Consider the following 16,339-nt stretch of genomic DNA (forward strand, 5'->3'; position numbering starts at 1 on the left):
GTCTGGGGGGGGTTGCGGCGGCCGGACGGCGGCACGCTGCGGGTCGCCGGTGTCGACCCGACGCGCGCGGGGCGCCGGCTCAGCGCGCTGATCGGGGTGCAGCTGCAGGCATCCGCCCTGCCAGACAGTTTCCGCGTCGGCGAGGCCATGCGCTTCTTCTGCGCGTACCACGGGATCGCGCCGCGGCTGGATCTCCTCGACCGGGTCGGCCTGGGCGACCGGAGCGGCGCGCAGCACCACGAACTGTCCGGCGGGCAGCAGCGGCGGCTGGCCCTGGCCCTGGCCGTGGCCCACGACCCGGCCGCGCTCATCCTCGACGAGCCGACCTCCGGCCTGGACGTGGCGTCACGGACCATGCTGCACGAGCTCATCCGGGAGCTGCAGGCTGCCGGCACCACGGTGCTCCTGGCCACGCACGACATGGCGGAGGCATCCGAGCTGGCGACCAGGGTGGCGATCCTGCTCCGCGGGGCGATCGCGGCGACGGGGACGCCGCTGGAACCGCCGCGGCCGGCGGAGGTCACACCCGGGTCTCGGTTCGCACCGAGCACGACTCCCTCGGCCGGCCCGGAGCCGTCTTCCCCGCCGTCAGCCGCTCGTCCCGGCGCGGCGACTACACCGTGTACTTCAGCACGGATGTCGGGCCGACCGTGTCCGCGGTGATCGCCTACCTGGCTGCACAGTCCGATCCCCTCGTCGACCTCCGCGTCGAGCGCCCGAGCCTGGAGGACCCGTTCCTCGAGATCACCACGGAAGGGGCCACCCGATGAGGGCCTTCGCGCTACACCTCGGCTTCGAGTTCCGGATCGGCATCCGCAACAAGACCCTGATGCTGATGAACTACCTCTTCCCCCTCGGCTGCTACGTGCTGTTCGGGGCGCTGCTCGGCCAGGTCAACCCAGGGTTCCTGGCCGTCATCGTGCCGGCGATGTCGGTCTTCGCGATCATGAGCGGGGCACTCCTCGGAATGCCGGACACCCTGGTGAGCGCACGCAACGCGGGCATCTTCCGCTCCTACAAGATCAACGGTGTGCCCGCCCTGTCGCTGCTGGTGATCCCCGTGCTCACCAGCATGATGCACGCGCTGGTCGTGGCCCTGGTGATCGCGGCGAGCGCGCCGGCCCTGTTCGGCGGTGCGGCGCCCCGCAACTGGGCGGGCTTCCTCCTCGTGTTCGCCGCGGCGGCCTTCGCGCTTGCGGGAGCGGGCGCACTGATCGGGGTCGTGTCGGCGAACACGAGGATGACCGTGTTGTTGTCCCAACTGGTCTTCATTCCGTCGATGATCCTCGGCGGGCTCATGCTGCCGGTCAGCATCCTCCCCGACACCCTGGCCCGGGTCTCACGGATTCTCCCGACGGGCTACGCGATGGACGCGTTCGCCGGCCTGGCAATGGGTCAGGACGCCGCCCGGGTCCCTGGCCATCCTGCTCGCGGGAGGCACGATCTCCTTCGGCCTGGCAGTTGTGCTCTTCGGCTGGGACCCGCAGAACACCACCCGCCGTGCGCATCCGGCCTGGGCGGTCTTCGCCCTGCTCCCCTACGCGGTCGGCGTGGTGCTTTACTCCGCCTGAACCGGCCAACGGGTCACCGCACCGCTCCGATGACGACGGTGGCGCCCAGCGCCACCGAGGTCACGACCCGAGCGGCGAACCCGGCCCCGTCGAGGATGGCCGCCGTTCCCGGGGCCTGCGCGCGGCTGGTCTCGATGAGCAGCCGGCCACCGGCTGCCAGCCAGTCCGGTGCGCCGGCGGCCACCCGGCGATGCACCGCGAGCCCGTCGGCGCCGCCGTCCAGGGCCGTGCGGGTCTCGTGCAGGCGCGCCTCCCGCGGCATCGTGTCGATGGCTGCCGTGGGCACGTAGGGCGCGTTGACGAGCAGCAGGTCCACCTTCCCCCTGATCGCTGGGGGTAACGCGTCGAAGAGGTCCCCCTCGAACACCCGGTCCGCGCCGAGGTTGCGCCGGGCGCAGCGGACGGCGGCCGGGTCGATGTCGGCCGCGTAGAGCCGGGCCTCGGGATGGACGGCGGCCACGGCCATCCCCACCGCTCCGGAGCCGCAGCACAGGTCGACGACGGTCGATCCGGCGCCGCAGCGTGTGACGCCCTCCCGCACCAGCAGGCCGGTGCGGCGGCGCGGCACGAACACCCCGGGTTCGACTGCGACACGCAGTCCGCAGAACTCGGCCCAGCCCAGGATGTACTCGAGCGGTTCACCGGCAGCTCGGCGCTCGACCATCGCGTCGGCCTCGCCCGTCGTGCGCGCGGCGGCCCGGATCAGACGGGCCTCGTCCTCGGCGAACACACAGCCGGCCGCCCGCAGCCGGGCGACGATGAGCGGGGAGGAGACCGGTGACGCCACAGACCCAGACTGCCAGATCAGAGGCCCGGTTCGCGAGTCACCACGGGTACGGCCGGGGGATGTCGTCCGCGTCGACGTAGTGGATGCCTCCCTCCGGGTCGAGCGGCAGGCCGGAGGCGGAATCGCGGCAGGATGCCTCCCAGACCTCTTGCCCGGACAGGGCGTGGATCTCTCCGTTCGTCACGACCCAGCCGCGCACGGCCTGGTAGGGCACGCCGCCCTCCGGCGACAGGTAGCGGGTGCCCATCTCGACGGTGTGGAGCATGAGACTGAAGGTGTCGGCGGCGCTGATCCGGCAGGTGACGTATTCGAGCAGTTCCGAATAGCCGATGCTCGGGGTGGTGCGGCCCGTGGGATCCGTGTGGAAACTCGTGTGGCCGATCGCGTCCGCGGAGACGGTCAGCTCGTGGCAGCCGTTCCCGTGGCGCGTGCCGACGAGTGCCGCGACCAGATGCTCCTGGTTGTCGTGGCGCACGGTGGTCTGGGAGCAACCCGTGCAGTCCAGGAGGTAGAGGGGCACTGTGGCCTGGAGCTCATGGGCGGGATTCGGGGCGAGGGTCGCGTTCGACTGGCAATACGGGCAGGTGATGTGCATGGCTGGATCCCCCGTGCTGGGGCAGCTCCTCCATCCCGATCATGCAGGATCGTCTGCCGGGCGACCGAGGTCGTCTGCCGTCAAGCTAGCAGTTGCCCCGTCCTGCCGCAGTCGGCATGAAAGGGGACAGCGGTCACAGGGAGCCCGGATCGTTGCGGCCCCCGCGCGCTCCTGCCCTAGTCTCGAGACATGGTCAGGACGATGCTTCGCGGTGCCGGGCTGTTGCTGGCGGTCGTCGCTGTCGGTGCTCTCGGTCTGCTGGCGTTCCAGCCGGGCGGCCCACTGGGCTCGCTGGTGGATGTCACCGGCCGTGGCACGACGGTCGCCCCCTCCGTCCAGTCCGACGCGGCAGGGACGGCGCCGGCCGGTGTGCCGGCGCGCCCGGTCGGCGCGGTGGCGATGACGGTCGAGCACGTGCACGACGGGGACACGCTCTTCCTCCGCGCTGACCAGCCCAATGCCCTCGTGCCGTCGACGGATGCCGTCAAGGTGCGCCTGATCGGGATCGACACTCCGGAGGTCGGCGACGGCGCCGAGTGCTACGGCGACGAGGCCACGCTGGCGTTGCGCGCCCTGGTGCCCGACGGGAGCACCGTGTGGATCACCGCGGACCGCGAGCCGACCGACAGGTTCGGCCGCAGCCTGTTCTACCTCTGGAGTGACGACGGACGGTTCGTCAACTACGAGCTCGTCGAGGACGGCGCCGCCGAATCCCTGGTCATCCCGCCGAACGACGCCTACTATCCCCTGCTTCGGGCCGCGGAGGATGCCGCCACGACGGCGGGATCCGGCATGTGGGGCGCCTGCTGAGCGTCGGCCCGCGGCACAGACTCGCGAAGCTGACCTGCTCCGGGATTTTCGCCAGGATCCGGTTGACGGCGGCCGCCCCTCCGCGCGCCACGGCGTCGAAGTCGAGGGCGGCGCCGGCCGAACGACATCCGTCGGGGTCTTTCTTCCAGGCACGGTGGATCCGGGCGAGCAGTCCCCGCTGGCCGCTGCAGCCTCGACTCAGGCGAACGCGTTGATGCCGGTGAGACGGGCGGAGTAGGCCCAGAGCCAGGCTGCGGCATCCGGATCGATGGCGTGCGCGTTCACCCCGGACACCCGGGCGTCCGGGCCGTCCGGCACGGTCGCTTCAGCGATGTCGCAGTCCTCGCAGTAGACCCCGCCCAGGCCTGCGAGCAGGGGCGATGTCGCAGCCCAGGTCGAGGTCGCCGCCCCCTGCGCCGGGGACTTGAACCGCGGGTTGACGACGCCGTCCTCGGTCATCCAGCCCGACGCGACCATCTCCGCCCTGGGCAGATGGCGCTGGAGGTCCGTCATGATGCCGCCGGGGTGCACGGCGAACGCCCGCACACCCTGCGGGGCGCCGAGCAGGTCGAGCTGGACCGCGAACAGGCTGTTGGCGGTCTTGGCCTGGCCGTACGCCACCCACTTGTCGTAGCCGGAGCTGAACTGCGGGTCGTCGAACCGGATGCCGGACAGCTTGTGACCGGTAGACGAGAGCGCGACGACCCTGGCCCCGCCGTGGGCGACGAGCGCGGGCCAGAGCAGGTTGGTGAGCGCGTAGTGGCCCAGGTGATTGGTGGCGAACTGCGATTCCCAGCCGTCACCGACCCTGGCCTCGGGGGCCGCCATGATGGCCGCGTTGTTGATCAGGATGTCGACGCTGCGACCGGTCGCCAGGAAAAGGTCGGCGAAGGCGCGCACGCTCGCCAGGTCGGCCAGGTCGAGTTCTTCGACGGCGACTGCGCCCAGGCCGCGCGCATCGAGGGCGGCCCTGGCCACGTCGGGTCGGCGAGCGGGAACGGTCACGCGCGCTCCGGCGCCGACGAGGGCGGCGACCGTCTCGATGCCGAGACCGGAGTAGCCGCCGGTGACGATCGCGGCGCGACCGGCCAGGTCGATCCCGTCAAGGACCTCAGCCGCGGTGGAGCCCGGGCCGAAGCCGGAGTGGAGACTGTGTTGCGCTGTGTTCGTCATCCCTCCAGCGTATCCACGACTGCGGGGCCGGTCAGGTCAGAGAGCCACGATGGCATGCACCGCGACGTCGCCGAGGCGGCCGCGGCCCTCGAGCTCGGTGAGCTCGAGCACCACGCCCACGCCGGCCAGGGCATAGCCGGCGCGCCCGATCAGGCGGGAGGTCGCGGCGATGGTGCCGCCCGTCGCCAGCACGTCGTCCAGGACGAGCACCCGGGAGCCGGCAGCGAGCTGGCCGATTTCGAGTTCGAGGCAGGCCGAACCGTATTCCAGGTCGTACTCCTCGGTCAGGACGGCGCCGGGAAGTTTGCCGCCCTTGCGCACGGCGAGCACGGCCACGTCGGCCGCGTAGCCGACGGCCGCGGCAAGCAGGAAGCCGCGCGCCTCGATGCCGGCGACGGCGTCGAACTCCCCCGCGAACCGGCCGGCGAGTTCATCGATGAGGGCGCGGAATGCGGCGGCGTCGGCGAAGACGGGGTTCAGGTCGCGGAACAGGATGCCCGGCTGAGGGAAGTTCGGGTAGGAGGCGAGGAGGGTATTGACATGGGTTGCTGCGGGAGTTGGCACTGGATCAGCGTAGGCGATGCCGGTCGGGCTGGTGCGGCCGCGCGGGCGCGGAGGACTCGGTCGGCGTCATCGCTGCACTCATCTCCCGCAGGAAACGGATGACGGCACGCCGGTCGGCGACGCTCAACTCGTCGGCGACCTCGATCATCCGCTGATGCACCTCACCCAGCGCCCGCTTGACCTCCTGGTGGGCCCGCGGCGTCACGTGCACAACCTGGGCTCGCCGATCGACCGCGTGCGGTTCACGGCTGATGTGACCGGAGCTTGCCAGCCTGGACAGGAGCTTCGCCGTGGCGGCCGAGGTGATCCCGAGGCGGGCGCTCAGCTCGGTCGGGCCGATCGACTCTCCCGCGCGCTCGGCCCTGATCAGGTGGCGAATGGCGAGCAGATCCGTCTCGTTGATGGCCAGTGCGGCCTGCGTGCGGCGACGCATGGAGGCGTCCTTTCCGCGGAAATCGCGAACCGCTTTCAGCACCGCAGTGGCGCTGTCGGGGCCGTCACCGTGCATTCCGTCCCAATAGGCGCCCGGCGGTGGCGAGGCTGCTGGGGATGACATTGCTCCATGCTAGCCTCAGAACTAGCTAACCTAGTTAGATACTTTTCCGGGTATCGTGGATCCAAGGACAGAAGGGGCGGTCATGGCGCAGATCGAACTGCTCGCGGAAGACGTTGTGCTCGTCGATGAGTCCGGATCAGCCATCGGAACGGCCCCGAAGAGCACCATGCACGGCACCGACACCCCGCTCCACCTCGCGTTCTCCTGCTACGTGTTGAATCCGCTCGGACAGGTGCTCATCACCCGCCGGGCCCTGGCCAAGAAGACCTGGCCTGGAGTGTGGACCAATTCCTTCTGCGGCCACCCGCTCCCCGATGAATCGATCCCCGACGCCATCGACCGCCGTGCCCGGTTCGAACTCGGCCTCGACCTCGACGAGGTCACGGTGACACTGCCCGACTTCCGCTACCGCGCGGTGGACAGCAGCGGAATCGTCGAAAACGAGATCTGCCCGGTCTACCTCGCCACCGTGAGCGGGGACCCCGTACCGAACCCCGACGAGGTCGTCGAGTTCGCCTGGGTAGACCCGGCCACACTCCGCCGCTCGGTCCTTGACCTTCCGTGGGCGTTCAGCCCCTGGCTGGGACTCCAATTGAAGGAGCTGACCGGCTTTGGTACCTGACATCGCGACCATCGGGGTCGGCACGGAACTGGAGAGGTTCTTCGCCGCGTCCCGGCTGCGCGCGAGCGACTACGGCGAGCACTACGTCGCGCTCTGGGATTGCCTGGAGCAGGCCAGCACGGGCGGAAAGCGGGTGCGACCAGCACTGGTCCTGGCCGCGTTCACCGGACTCGGCGGCACCGACCTCAGCCTCGCCACACCGGTCGCGGTGAGCTTCGAGCTGCTGCACACCGCCTTCGTCATCCACGACGACGTGATCGACCGCGACCTGGCCCGGCGCGGCGTGGCCAACGTCGCCGGGCGATTCACCGAACGGGCGATCGCCCACGGGGCCGCGAGCACCCAGGCGGACACCTGGGCCGCCACCGCCGCCATCCTTGCCGGCGACCTCGCCCTCAGCGAGGCACATCGGGCCCTGGCCATGCTGCCGGTCGAACGGGAACTGCGCGGCCGGCTGCTCGACCTGCTCGACCGCGCCGTGTTCGTCAGCGCCGCGGGCGAGCTCGCCGACGTGACGAACACGACGTCGAAGGTGCCGCTGTCGGTCGAACAGGTTGTGTTCACCCTCGAGCAGAAGACGGCCGTGTACTCGTTCGAGGCGCCGCTGCAGGCCGGGGCCGTGCTGGCCGGCGCTTCGACGGAGGCTGTCAACGTGCTCGGGCACTTCGGCCGGCTGATCGGCGTGGCCTTCCAGCTGACCGACGACATCCTCGGCGTGTTCGGCGACCCGGCGAAGACAGGCAAGAGCGTGGTCTCCGACCTGCGCGAGGGCAAGCAGACCGCCCTGATCGCCCACGCCGGCACGACCTCGGCCTGGCCCGACATCGCGCCGTTCATCGGCAAAGCCGACCTCTCCGAGGAGGAGGGAGCCGAAGTGAGGCAGCGACTGCGGGACTGCGGGGCGCTGGACGCCGCGGACGATCTGGCCCGGAGCCACGCCGACCGCGCCGTCGCCGTCCTCAACACCCCGGTCATCCCGGAGCCGTTGCGCAGCCACCTCACGAAGCTGGCCGGCACGGCAGTGAATCGCACGCGATGAACCGCCGCATCCCCGCACCGAAGACCGAGATCGGCATCTACAACCGGGCGGCCCGCGCCAGCTCGGCGACAGTGATCGGCCACTACTCCACCTCGTTCGGCCTGGCCGCCCGCCTGCTGGAGCCCCGCGTGCGCAGCCAGGTCCGAACCATCTACGCCCTGGTGCGGATCGCCGACGAGATCGTCGACGGCGCGGCCAGCCAGGCCGGCTTGAGCGTCGATGAGCAGCGGGCGCTGCTCGACGGCCTCGAACGGGAAACGACCGAAGCCATCAGCCACGGTTTCAGCACCAACCTGGTCGTGCACGCGTTCGCCGCCACCGCACGGGAGGCCGGGATCGAAACCGGTCTCATCGCCCCGTTCTTCGCATCGATGCGCCGGGACCTCGACCAGACCCCGTTCGACGCGGCCGGCGTGGCCGAGTACATCTACGGTTCCGCCGAAGTGATCGGACTGATGTGCCTGCGCTGCTTCATCCAGGACACGCCGCGCACGGAGGCCGACCTCGCCGTGCTGGAGACCGGCGCCCGCAGCCTCGGCGCCGCGTTCCAGAAGGTGAACTTCCTCCGGGACCTGGCCGCGGACCGGGACGCCCTCGGCCGCAACTACTTTCCCGGTGTGAGCATGCTCACGATGACGGACGAGGAGAAGGACATGCTCCTCGATGACATGGACGCGGACCTCGCCGCTGCAGAACGGGTGCTCCCCATGCTTCCACGGGGAAGCCGGCGCGCCGTGACCGCGGCCCACGGGCTCTTCGCCCGCCTGTCCACCAAACTGCGGGCAACCCCCGCACGAGAATTGATGAGCGCCCGCGTGCGGGTGCCGGATCCGGAGAAGTTCATGATTGCCCTCGGCGCGTCGTTCGGCCCCCAGGCGTGGAAACGATGACGAAAGGTACCCCGCACACCGTTGTCATCGGCGGTGGCATCGCGGGGCTCGCCAGCGCCGCCCTGCTCGCCCGGAACGGCCACGACGTCACCCTGCTCGAGGCGCAGGACAGCCTCGGCGGACGGGCCGGCTCCTGGAACGTCGACGGCTTCCGGTTCGAGACCGGGCCCAGCTGGTATCTGATGCCGGAGGTGTTCGACCACTTCTTCCGCCTCTTCGGCACGAGCACGGCCGAGCAGTTCACCCTCACCCGGCTCGACCCCGGCTACCGGGTCTACTTCGAGGACCAGCCGGAGCCGGTGGACATCGCCGCGGACCGGGCCGACAACATCCGTCTCTTCGAACGCCTGGAGCCCGGCGCGGGCGCGGCGCTCGACCGCTACCTCGTCTCGGCGAAGGAAACCTACGAGATGGCCGTGAAACGCTTCCTCTACACGAGCTTCGCGTCGTTCCGGCCCCTGCTGGTGCCGGATGTGCTGGCGCGGCTCGGCCGGCTGGCCCACCTGCTCCTCCAGCCGCTGGACAAGTTCGCGGCCGGCTATGTGAAGGACCCGCGGCTGCGGCAGATCCTCGGCTACCCGGCCGTGTTCCTCGGCTCCTCCCCCGACCAGACCCCGTCGATGTACCACCTGATGAGCCATCTCGACCTGGCCGACGGGGTGCTCTACCCGCAGGGCGGCTTCACCAGGCTGATCGACAGCATCGCCGACATCGCCGTGGCGGAGGGGGTCCAGGTGATCACCGGCGCCCGGGTGACCCGGATCCGCACCACCGCCGGCGCGAAGAGCGCTGTGGCCGGGGTCAGTTATCAGACCATCGACGGCACCATCATCGAGCTGGACGCCGACCAGGTGATTTCCGCCGCCGACCTGCACCACACCGAGACCGAGCTCGTGCCGGCCGGCAAGCAGACCTACCCCGAGCGCTGGTGGCAGAAGCGGGTGTCGGGGCCGGGCGCCGTGCTGGTGATGCTCGGCATCCGGGGCGAACTGCCCCAGCTCGAGCACCACACGCTCTTCTTCACCAGGGACTGGGGCGAGAACTTCGGCCGGATCTTCGGCAAGAAGCCGAGCGTCGCCTCGCCGGCGTCGTTCTACGCCTGCCTGCCCAGCGTGACCGACCCCGGAGTGGCCCCGGAGGGATACTCGAACATGTTCCTGCTGGTGCCGATCCCCGCCGACCCCGGCCTCGGCCGCGGCGGCGTCGACGGCGCCGGCTCCGCGGCGATCGAGAAGATCGCCGACGACACGATCGCCCAGCTCAGCGAGTGGGCGGGGATCCCCGACCTGGCCGAACGGATCGTGGTGCGGCGTACGGTGGGCCCGGGCGATTTCGCGGAGGACCTCAACTCCTGGCGTGGCGGGGCACTCGGCCCCGCGCACACCCTGCGTCAGAGCGCGTTCCTGCGCGGCTCGAACGCCTCCTCGAAGATCGACGGCCTGTTCTACGCCGGCGGTACGACGATCCCCGGGATCGGCCTGCCGATGTGCCTGATCAGTGCCGAGATCCTGCTCAAGCGGGTTCGGGCGGACACGAGCACGGGGCCGCTGCCGGAACCGCTCGCGCAGTCTCGGCCGGCAGCGGTGCCGAAGGCGCCGTCGAAAACGCCGTGACGTTCGCCTACCTGCTCACCCTGCTTGTGTCGCTCGGGGCGATGGTGCTGCTCGACCGGCGCTTCCGGCTCTTCTTCTGGCGCGGACCGACACGCGCCGCGATCGTGCTGGCCGCCGGCCTGGCGTTGTTCCTGGCCTGGGACCTGGCCGGGATCGGCCTCGGCATCTTCTACCGCGGCGAGACGACGCTGATGACGGGCCTGCAGCTGGCCCCTGAGCTGCCGCTGGAGGAGTTCTTCTTCCTCGCCTTCCTCTGCTACCTCACGATGAACGCCGTGCAGGGCGCGCGGCTGCTCCGGGACGCGCGCACCGCGAGGGTGAGGCCGCACCGGTGACCTACCTGCTGCTGAACGCCGTGTTCCTCCTCGTCTCCGCCGCGGTCGCCGCCCTCGCCGTCCGGTTCCGGCCGGCGTACCGGCGGATCCTGCCGTCGCTGGGGATCGCACTCCTCGGCGTGCTGGTGCTCACCGCGGTCTTCGACAACATTATGATCGGGATCGGGCTGGTCGATTACGATCCGGACCGGATCAACGGGCTCCGCCTCGGCCTTGCCCCGATCGAGGATTTCGCCTACCCGGTCGCCGCGGCGCTCCTGCTGCCGGCGCTCTGGGCACTGCTGGGGAGAACGGATGACTGAGATGGCCACGTCCACGCTGTGGAAGACCCGGCAGGTGCTGCTGTCCTCCCGCCCGCTGAGCTGGATCAACACCGCGTTCCCGTTCGCGGCCGCCTACGTCGTGACGACCGGGCGGGTGGATGCCCTCCTCATGGTCGGAACCCTATTCTTCCTGATCCCCTACAACCTGCTGATGTACGGCATCAATGACGTCTTCGACTATGAATCCGATCTGCGCAACCCGCGCAAGGGCGGTGTCGAGGGGGCGATGCTCGACCCGGGCCTGCACCGCACCGTGCTTTCGGCCGGGGTGCTGACGGCGGTGCCCGTGCTCGGCGCGATGCTCGTGCTCGCCGGGGCGCAGCATCCGTGGTCCTGGCTCGTGCTGGCGATCAGCCTGTTCGCGGTCGTGGCCTATTCGGTGCCCGGGCTTCGGTTCAAGGAGCGTCCGTTTGTTGATTCGATGACCTCGAGCACGCACTTCGTGAGCCCGGCGGTGTACGGCCTCGTCGTCGCCGGAGCCACCGTCACCCCCGGCCTGCTGGCCCTCCTCGTGGCCTTCTTCTTCTGGGGCATGGCCAGCCACGCCTTCGGCGCGGTGCAGGATGTCGTGCCGGACCGGGAGGGCGGGATCGCCTCGATCGCCACCGCCCTCGGGGCGGCTCGCACCGTGCGGCTCGCGATCGCCCTCTGGGCCGTCGCCGGCCTGCTGATGCTGGGCTCCGGTTGGCCGGGAGCCCTCGCCGTCGTGCTCGCGGTGCCCTACATCGTGGCGGCCTGGCCGTTCCGGTCGATCACGGACGCCCGCGCGGAGGCCGCCAATGCCGGCTGGAAGCGGTTCCTCTGGCTCAATTTCGTCACCGGCTTCCTCGTCACGATGCTGCTCATCGGCTGGGTGCTGGTCGGCCGCTGAACCGGCCCGCTGCGGCCCCTCGGCAGGGTCGCAGAGCCCGTGGTCGTAGAGTCGAGGGATGGACCCCGTGATGACCGCCCGCGTCGACAGCTGGACCTGGGCGGTGCGCATGTTCAAGACCCGCTCCTCGGCCACGGCCGCCTGCCGAGCCGGGCACGTGCGGGTGAACGGCGACCGCGCCAAGTCCGCGCAACCCGTGCGGATCGGCGACGAGGTGCGGGTGCGCAGCAACGGTTTCGACCGCATCCTGATCGTTTCCAGGATCGTCAGTAAGCGGGTCGGCGCCGCGGTGGCCGCCGAGTGCTTCGTCGACCAGACTCCCCCGCCGCCGCCCCGCGAAGAGGTGGCCCTGGTGCCGATGCGCGACCGCGGCGCCGGGCGGCCGACGAAGCGCGAGCGGCGGGACATCGACAAACTGCGCGCCACCCGGCACGGCGAGCCGGGCGAGGCCTCCTGGCTGCCCGACGACGACTGAACGCTGACGGCTGGGCGGTGACGACTGCGCGCTGACGACCGGCGCGCGGCTGCTCAGGGCGCCAGGGCGGGCGGTTCCCGGATGCCGAACTCGTCGCGCAGCACGAGGGTGGCGGCGTGCCAGCCGTTCATGCCGTGTACAGCCGGTCCGGGCGGCGTCGACGCCGAGCAGAGGTAGAGGCCGGGCACGGGGGTCTTCCACGGCCGGGTTGAGACGACGGGCCGTTTGACGAGCTGCCGCAGGGTGACCTGCCCGCCGAGGATGTCCCCGCCGACGAGGTTCGGGTCGACCTGGCTCATCCCCCGCGCTGTGGAGGATGCGGTCGCCAGGATGGTGTCCCGGAACCCGGGTGCGAACTCCTCGATCCGCCGCACGATGGCCTCCGACCGGTCGGCGTCCGACCCCGGCGGAACGTGAGTGTACGCCCAGAGCACCTGCTGTCCGTTCGGCGCCCGGGTCGAGTCGAGCACGCTCGGCTGGGTGACCAGCACGAACGGATGCTCCGGCAGCCGCCCCAGCGCCACCTCTCGTTCCGCTCCGATCACCGCGGCCCGGCTGCCGCCGAGGTGCACCGTCGGTGCGAGGGCCAGCTCGGGGTTCGCCCACGGCACCGGGCCGGACAGGGCGACGTCGAGCTTGGCGATCCCGCTGCCGTAGCGGAAGCGTGCCAGCGCCCGACGGTACCCGGTCGGCAGGGCGTCCCCCGCGAACCGGTCCAGGAAGGCCGGTGACGTGTCGAGCAGGGTCACCCGGGCCGGCTCCAGGTCGCCGGGGACCCGCACCTCCCGGCCGAGGTCGAGCCGGCCGCCGTGCGCGATGATGTCGGCGACCATGGCGTCGGCGATGGCCTGCGACCCGCCGACCGGGTAGCCCCAGCCGGCCCCATGGGCGTGGGCGGCGAGCAGCAGCCCGGCGCCGGCGGTGGCCAGCGACGGCTGGCGCCCGGGCGCGTGCGCGGCCACCCCGGCGAACAGCGCCTGCGCCGGCTCGCCGCGGAGGATCCCCCGCTGGAATTCCGTGCCGAGTCCCGCGACCCGAAGTCCGAAGACGAGGGCCGCGACCGGATCGTCGGGCCAGCGGAGCAGCTGGTTCCCGGTCAGGGCGACGACGCCGTCGAGACGGTTGAGCACCGGCTGGAACAACCGGGACCAGGCCCGGCCGTCCCGGCCGAGGCCGTCCGCCGTGCGGTCCAGGCTCCGATAGGCGACGGCAGCCCGCGCGCCGTCGAGGGGATGCGCGTAGGACACCTCCGGGATGATGAACGGCACCCGTGCGGTGAGCCCGAACGCCAGGAAGAACGGGGAGGCGAGCGCGGCCGGGTGCACCGCCGAGCCGACGTCGTGCCGGAACCCGGGAAGCGTCAGTTCCTCGGTGCGGAGCGCCCCTCCGGCCGTTCCGGCCAGCTCGGTGACGTGCACCGAGAGTCCCGCCCTGGCCAGCACGACCGCCGCGGCGAGCCCGTTGGGCCCGGCCCCCACGACGTTGACGTCAGGCACGGGCCCGACCGGCGAGGGACACCGGCGCGACGAGGAGGCCTACCTCCGATCGAATCCACCAGTCGTGGGAGGCCCGGCGTTCTGCCGGGGTCGAGAACCGGTACAGGTAGACCCGGGCGCGGATCTGCCGGGGCGGGGCATCCGGGAACGGGTTCACCCGCAGCATCCGCAGGGTGGGGCGGTCGCCCTCGAGCAGTCGGACCAGGAACGTCTCGAACCAGCGGGTGTCGCGTGCGCCTAGGGCGAGGAACCACATCAGCCAGTCCAGGCGCAGGTGGTAGGGAGCGAATTGGCGCGGCAGCCGCCCCGGTGCGCCCGGCTTGCCCCGGAACTCGTAGGTGAGCCAGCCGGCCTCGTCGCGAGGGTCGGCCGCGTCGCTGCCCTCGACGACCACCTCGAACCGTTCCTTGGTGACCGTGCCGAAGGCACCGTAGGCGTTCACCAGGTGGTAGCGGTTGAAGCTCGCGTTCATCAGCTGCCGCTGGGCGAAGAGGTTCCGGAAGGGCCGGTAGCTGAGTACCAGCAGGAAGAGCGTCGCGGCCAGCACCACCACTTCGAACCAGATCGGTGCGGCCGGGGACTGCCCCGCCGCCGGGATCCCGGGCAGCACGGCCCGGAAGGCGTTGTCGTCGATGGCGGAGAAGGCGAGCACGATCGTGATCCAGTTCAACCAAGCGAAGTTGCCGGTGAACACGAGCCAGAGCTGGGTCAGCACGATGATCACGGCCGCGACGGATGCGACCGGTTGGGGCGCGAAGAGGAAGAACGGCACCACGAGTTGCGCGAAGTGGTTGCCGATGACCTCGCCGCGGTGGAACCATTTCGGCAGGTTGTGCACGTACCAGCTGACCGGGTTCGGCATCGGCTGGGTCTCGTGGTGGTAGAACAGTGCGGTCAGGTCCCGCCACTCCCGCCCGCCGCGGATCTTGATCATCCCGGCGCCGAATTCGAGCCGGAACAGCAGCCAGCGGCAGAAGATGATCATGGTGATCGGCGGGGCGACCTCGTTCGATCCGAGGAAGGCCATCACGAAGCCGGCCTCGAGCAGGAGGCTCTCCCAGCCGAACGAGTAGAACGTCTGGCCGACGTTGACGATGGACAGGTATCCGGCCCAGAGCAGCAGGAAGGCGACCAGCGGCAGCCAGGGCGGTCCGAGCTGCGGCAGGCCGACCACCAGCGCGGCGGACAGGGCCGCGCCCGACCAAGCCAGGATCCGCAGCATCCGGTCGGAGTACCGCCAGTGGAACAGGCTCGGCGACTGGCGGAACCTGATGCGGGCGACGAAGGCCGGCACCGGGAGCAGACCGTGCTCTCCGAGCAGGGCCGGGAACTGGTTGACGGCCGAGATGAAGCCGATCAGGTAGCACGCGGCGACGCCGCGCTGCAGCACCTGCCGCGCGATCTCGTAATCTCCCGCATTGAACCAGTCCATGGTGGATTCACCATAGGCCCGCCCGCACCGGCCTTCAATGGGTTCCGAGGCCCGGGCGGGTCGAGGGCGTACTCCCTGGTCCCGCCCGGGCGGGCCCTAGCGCTGAACCTGCACGATCTTGTACGGGACGGCGTCTGTGCCCGGGGTTCCGAACCGAGCGTTGACGGCGTACAGGGCACCGCACGGCCCGAAGTCGATGGTGGTGGGGACCTCGAAATCAGGGTCCGTCAGCGTGCGCACGAACGTCGCCTCCGTTCCATCCGAGGACAGGCGGAGTTCGGCGATGCTGTTCTCGCGGTTCTGCACGACGTAGAGCGTGCGGCCCTTGAGCAGCAACCCGTCGGCGGCGGTCACGTCACCACCCGTGATTGTGATCCGGGTGGCCTCACCGCTGGACACGTCGACCAGGTACAGGGCGCTGCCCGACCCGTCCGGATCAGCGGACTGTCCAAGGACGAGAGTGTCGTCATCGAACGCGGCGATGCCGTTGCCGTTGAACGAGCCGGGAGGCGCGAGCACGAAGTCACCGCCGAGCGGGATCTCCCGCGGCTCGCCGACGGTGTCTCCGTGCACCGGGAGCGCATAGATCACGGCCCGCTGGGAGTCGGTGAAGTAGGCGGTGTCGTCGGCGACGGTGAGGTCGTTCACGAATCCGGCTCCCGGGATGTCGCGAACGGCGACCTCCGCGCCGGACCGGCGATCGTAGGCGCGGAGTTCGCCCGAGGGCCCGCCGGCGACGAGGAGCAGAGGACCGGCGATCTTGAGGCCGACCGCCGGGTCGCCGTCGGCCGCGACCAGGGGTGCGGTTTGACCGGTTCGGAGGTTCGCGGTGACTATCGTGCCGTCGACCAGGGAGCCGGCATAGGCCGTCTTCCCCTTCACCACGATTCCCTCCGGCTGGAAGCCGAGATCGCCGGCAACGGCGTCGTTGGGCAGGGTGATGGTTTCGGGAAAGCGCGCCGGTGAGTCGTTCGAATCGTCGGCACGTGCCGGGGACGCGATGGCGAAAGTGAGCCCGATCGCGGCCGCAGCGATGGCGATGCGGCCGGGCGTGGATCGATGTACCGGGTGAGAGCGAACAGTGGTTTTCATCTTGACTCCTGAGGTTCTGATGGATGGGAAAACCGTGATGGCTGCCCATGAAAATACACTGAGAAATCGTCAGGTGCGACCATGGGCCTCCCGTG

At 70.5% G+C, this 16,339-nt stretch carries 18 protein-coding genes and 1 pseudogene; 11 read left to right on the forward strand and 8 right to left on the reverse strand.

All coding sequences use genetic code 11. The features are described from left to right. Positions 1 to 12 precede the first annotated feature (12 nt). Both IWX89_RS18795 and IWX89_RS19120 read left to right on the forward strand, forming a co-directional pair. Complete coding sequence (locus IWX89_RS18795; RefSeq protein ID WP_196903238.1) at positions 13 to 663, forward strand: ABC transporter ATP-binding protein; 651 nt, start codon at positions 13 to 15, stop codon at positions 661 to 663. Between the two features lie 172 nt (positions 664 to 835). Further along, a pseudogene (locus tag IWX89_RS19120) lies at positions 836 to 1,342 on the forward strand (ABC transporter permease); the annotation flags it as partial. Positions 1,343 to 1,584: 242 nt separating this feature from the next. Here the strand turns inward: IWX89_RS19120 and IWX89_RS09140 are convergent. Both IWX89_RS09140 and IWX89_RS09145 read right to left on the reverse strand, forming a co-directional pair. Next, on the reverse strand, positions 1,585 to 2,358 hold the full coding sequence (locus IWX89_RS09140) for a putative protein N(5)-glutamine methyltransferase (RefSeq protein WP_307836480.1): 774 nt from the start codon (positions 2,356 to 2,358) through the stop codon (positions 1,585 to 1,587). 37 nt (positions 2,359 to 2,395) lie between these two features. Further along, entirely contained in the window at positions 2,396 to 2,953 is a 558-nt protein-coding gene (locus IWX89_RS09145) for a hypothetical protein (protein ID WP_196903239.1), read from the reverse strand. A 189-nt stretch (positions 2,954 to 3,142) separates the two neighbouring features. Between IWX89_RS09145 and IWX89_RS09150 the strand changes: the two genes are divergently transcribed. Further along, a complete protein-coding gene (locus tag IWX89_RS09150) occupies positions 3,143 to 3,763 on the forward strand; it encodes a thermonuclease family protein (RefSeq protein WP_196903240.1) in 621 nt (206 codons plus the stop codon). A gap of 198 nt (positions 3,764 to 3,961) precedes the next feature. On the opposite strand, the gene IWX89_RS09155 is transcribed toward IWX89_RS09150, so the two are convergent. The 3 genes from IWX89_RS09155 to IWX89_RS09165 are packed head-to-tail and all read right to left on the reverse strand — an operon-like array spanning position 3,962 to position 6,056. Then, positions 3,962 to 4,936: an SDR family NAD(P)-dependent oxidoreductase gene (locus IWX89_RS09155; protein WP_196903241.1), complete on the reverse strand. Its 975-nt coding sequence runs from the start codon at positions 4,934 to 4,936 to the stop codon at positions 3,962 to 3,964. Between the two features lie 36 nt (positions 4,937 to 4,972). After that, positions 4,973 to 5,500 (reverse strand): adenine phosphoribosyltransferase, encoded by a 528-nt coding sequence (locus tag IWX89_RS09160; RefSeq protein ID WP_196903242.1) that lies wholly within the window; start codon positions 5,498 to 5,500, stop codon positions 4,973 to 4,975. A gap of 4 nt (positions 5,501 to 5,504) precedes the next feature. Then, positions 5,505 to 6,056, reverse strand: a complete 552-nt coding sequence (locus tag IWX89_RS09165; RefSeq protein WP_196903243.1) for a MarR family winged helix-turn-helix transcriptional regulator — start codon at positions 6,054 to 6,056, stop codon at positions 5,505 to 5,507. Between the two features lie 82 nt (positions 6,057 to 6,138). Here IWX89_RS09165 and idi point away from each other — a divergent pair, with 82 nt between their 5' ends. Genes idi through IWX89_RS09205 form a run of 8 tightly spaced genes read left to right on the forward strand, consistent with a single transcriptional unit; the run spans position 6,139 to position 12,224 of the window. Continuing rightward, positions 6,139 to 6,678 (forward strand): isopentenyl-diphosphate Delta-isomerase, encoded by a 540-nt coding sequence (gene idi / locus IWX89_RS09170; RefSeq protein ID WP_196903244.1) that lies wholly within the window; start codon positions 6,139 to 6,141, stop codon positions 6,676 to 6,678. After that, positions 6,668 to 7,717 (forward strand): polyprenyl synthetase family protein, encoded by a 1,050-nt coding sequence (locus IWX89_RS09175; protein ID WP_231383075.1) that lies wholly within the window; start codon positions 6,668 to 6,670, stop codon positions 7,715 to 7,717. Before idi ends, IWX89_RS09175 begins: the two co-directional genes overlap by 11 nt. After that, a complete protein-coding gene (locus tag IWX89_RS09180) occupies positions 7,714 to 8,607 on the forward strand; it encodes a squalene/phytoene synthase family protein (RefSeq protein ID WP_196903245.1) in 894 nt (297 codons plus the stop codon). Before IWX89_RS09175 ends, IWX89_RS09180 begins: the two co-directional genes overlap by 4 nt. Then, entirely contained in the window at positions 8,604 to 10,220 is a 1,617-nt protein-coding gene (crtI, locus tag IWX89_RS09185; protein WP_196903246.1) for a phytoene desaturase family protein, read from the forward strand. Before IWX89_RS09180 ends, crtI begins: the two co-directional genes overlap by 4 nt. Then, positions 10,217 to 10,555, forward strand: a complete 339-nt coding sequence (locus IWX89_RS09190; RefSeq protein WP_196903247.1) for a lycopene cyclase domain-containing protein — start codon at positions 10,217 to 10,219, stop codon at positions 10,553 to 10,555. The genes crtI and IWX89_RS09190 overlap by 4 nt, the downstream gene beginning before the upstream one ends. Continuing rightward, positions 10,552 to 10,857, forward strand: coding sequence for a lycopene cyclase domain-containing protein (locus tag IWX89_RS09195; protein WP_196903248.1), 306 nt, complete (start codon positions 10,552 to 10,554; stop codon positions 10,855 to 10,857). Before IWX89_RS09190 ends, IWX89_RS09195 begins: the two co-directional genes overlap by 4 nt. Then, entirely contained in the window at positions 10,850 to 11,749 is a 900-nt protein-coding gene (locus tag IWX89_RS09200; protein ID WP_196903249.1) for a prenyltransferase, read from the forward strand. Before IWX89_RS09195 ends, IWX89_RS09200 begins: the two co-directional genes overlap by 8 nt. Before the next feature lie 58 nt (positions 11,750 to 11,807). Further along, complete coding sequence (locus IWX89_RS09205) at positions 11,808 to 12,224, forward strand: RNA-binding S4 domain-containing protein (RefSeq protein WP_231383076.1); 417 nt, start codon at positions 11,808 to 11,810, stop codon at positions 12,222 to 12,224. A gap of 53 nt (positions 12,225 to 12,277) precedes the next feature. Here IWX89_RS09205 and IWX89_RS09210 read toward each other — a convergent pair whose 3' ends face one another. The 3 genes from IWX89_RS09210 to IWX89_RS09220 all read right to left on the reverse strand — a co-directional run bounded on the left by IWX89_RS09210 (position 12,278) and on the right by IWX89_RS09220 (position 16,244). Next, positions 12,278 to 13,720, reverse strand: coding sequence for an NAD(P)/FAD-dependent oxidoreductase (locus IWX89_RS09210; protein WP_196903250.1), 1,443 nt, complete (start codon positions 13,718 to 13,720; stop codon positions 12,278 to 12,280). Next, complete coding sequence (locus IWX89_RS09215; protein ID WP_196903251.1) at positions 13,713 to 15,152, reverse strand: lipase maturation factor family protein; 1,440 nt, start codon at positions 15,150 to 15,152, stop codon at positions 13,713 to 13,715. The genes IWX89_RS09210 and IWX89_RS09215 overlap by 8 nt, the downstream gene beginning before the upstream one ends. 96 nt (positions 15,153 to 15,248) lie before the next feature. Beyond that, complete coding sequence (locus IWX89_RS09220) at positions 15,249 to 16,244, reverse strand: hypothetical protein (RefSeq protein ID WP_196903252.1); 996 nt, start codon at positions 16,242 to 16,244, stop codon at positions 15,249 to 15,251. Between the last annotated feature and the right edge of the window lie 95 nt (positions 16,245 to 16,339).

It is taken from the genome of Cryobacterium sp. MP_M3, from assembly GCF_015752155.1.
Lineage (GTDB): Bacteria > Actinomycetota > Actinomycetes > Actinomycetales > Microbacteriaceae > Cryobacterium.

Bases quoted from the DNA above. Each gene is read 5' to 3' on its own strand.
- IWX89_RS09145 (WP_196903239.1), bottom strand. From the start codon at position 2,953: ATGCACATCACCTGCCCGTATTGCCAGTCGAACGCGACCCTCGCCCCG.
- IWX89_RS09150 (WP_196903240.1), top strand. From the start codon at position 3,143: ATGGTCAGGACGATGCTTCGCGGTGCCGGGCTGTTGCTGGCGGTCGTC.
- IWX89_RS09155 (WP_196903241.1), bottom strand. From the start codon at position 4,936: ATGACGAACACAGCGCAACACAGTCTCCACTCCGGCTTCGGCCCGGGC.
- IWX89_RS09165 (WP_196903243.1), bottom strand. From the start codon at position 6,056: ATGTCATCCCCAGCAGCCTCGCCACCGCCGGGCGCCTATTGGGACGGA.
- idi (WP_196903244.1), top strand. From the start codon at position 6,139: ATGGCGCAGATCGAACTGCTCGCGGAAGACGTTGTGCTCGTCGATGAG.
- IWX89_RS09180 (WP_196903245.1), top strand. From the start codon at position 7,714: ATGAACCGCCGCATCCCCGCACCGAAGACCGAGATCGGCATCTACAAC.
- crtI (WP_196903246.1), top strand. From the start codon at position 8,604: ATGACGAAAGGTACCCCGCACACCGTTGTCATCGGCGGTGGCATCGCG.
- IWX89_RS09200 (WP_196903249.1), top strand. From the start codon at position 10,850: ATGACTGAGATGGCCACGTCCACGCTGTGGAAGACCCGGCAGGTGCTG.
- IWX89_RS09205 (WP_231383076.1), top strand. From the start codon at position 11,808: ATGGACCCCGTGATGACCGCCCGCGTCGACAGCTGGACCTGGGCGGTG.
- IWX89_RS09215 (WP_196903251.1), bottom strand. From the start codon at position 15,152: ATGGACTGGTTCAATGCGGGAGATTACGAGATCGCGCGGCAGGTGCTG.
- IWX89_RS09220 (WP_196903252.1), bottom strand. From the start codon at position 16,244: ATGAAAACCACTGTTCGCTCTCACCCGGTACATCGATCCACGCCCGGC.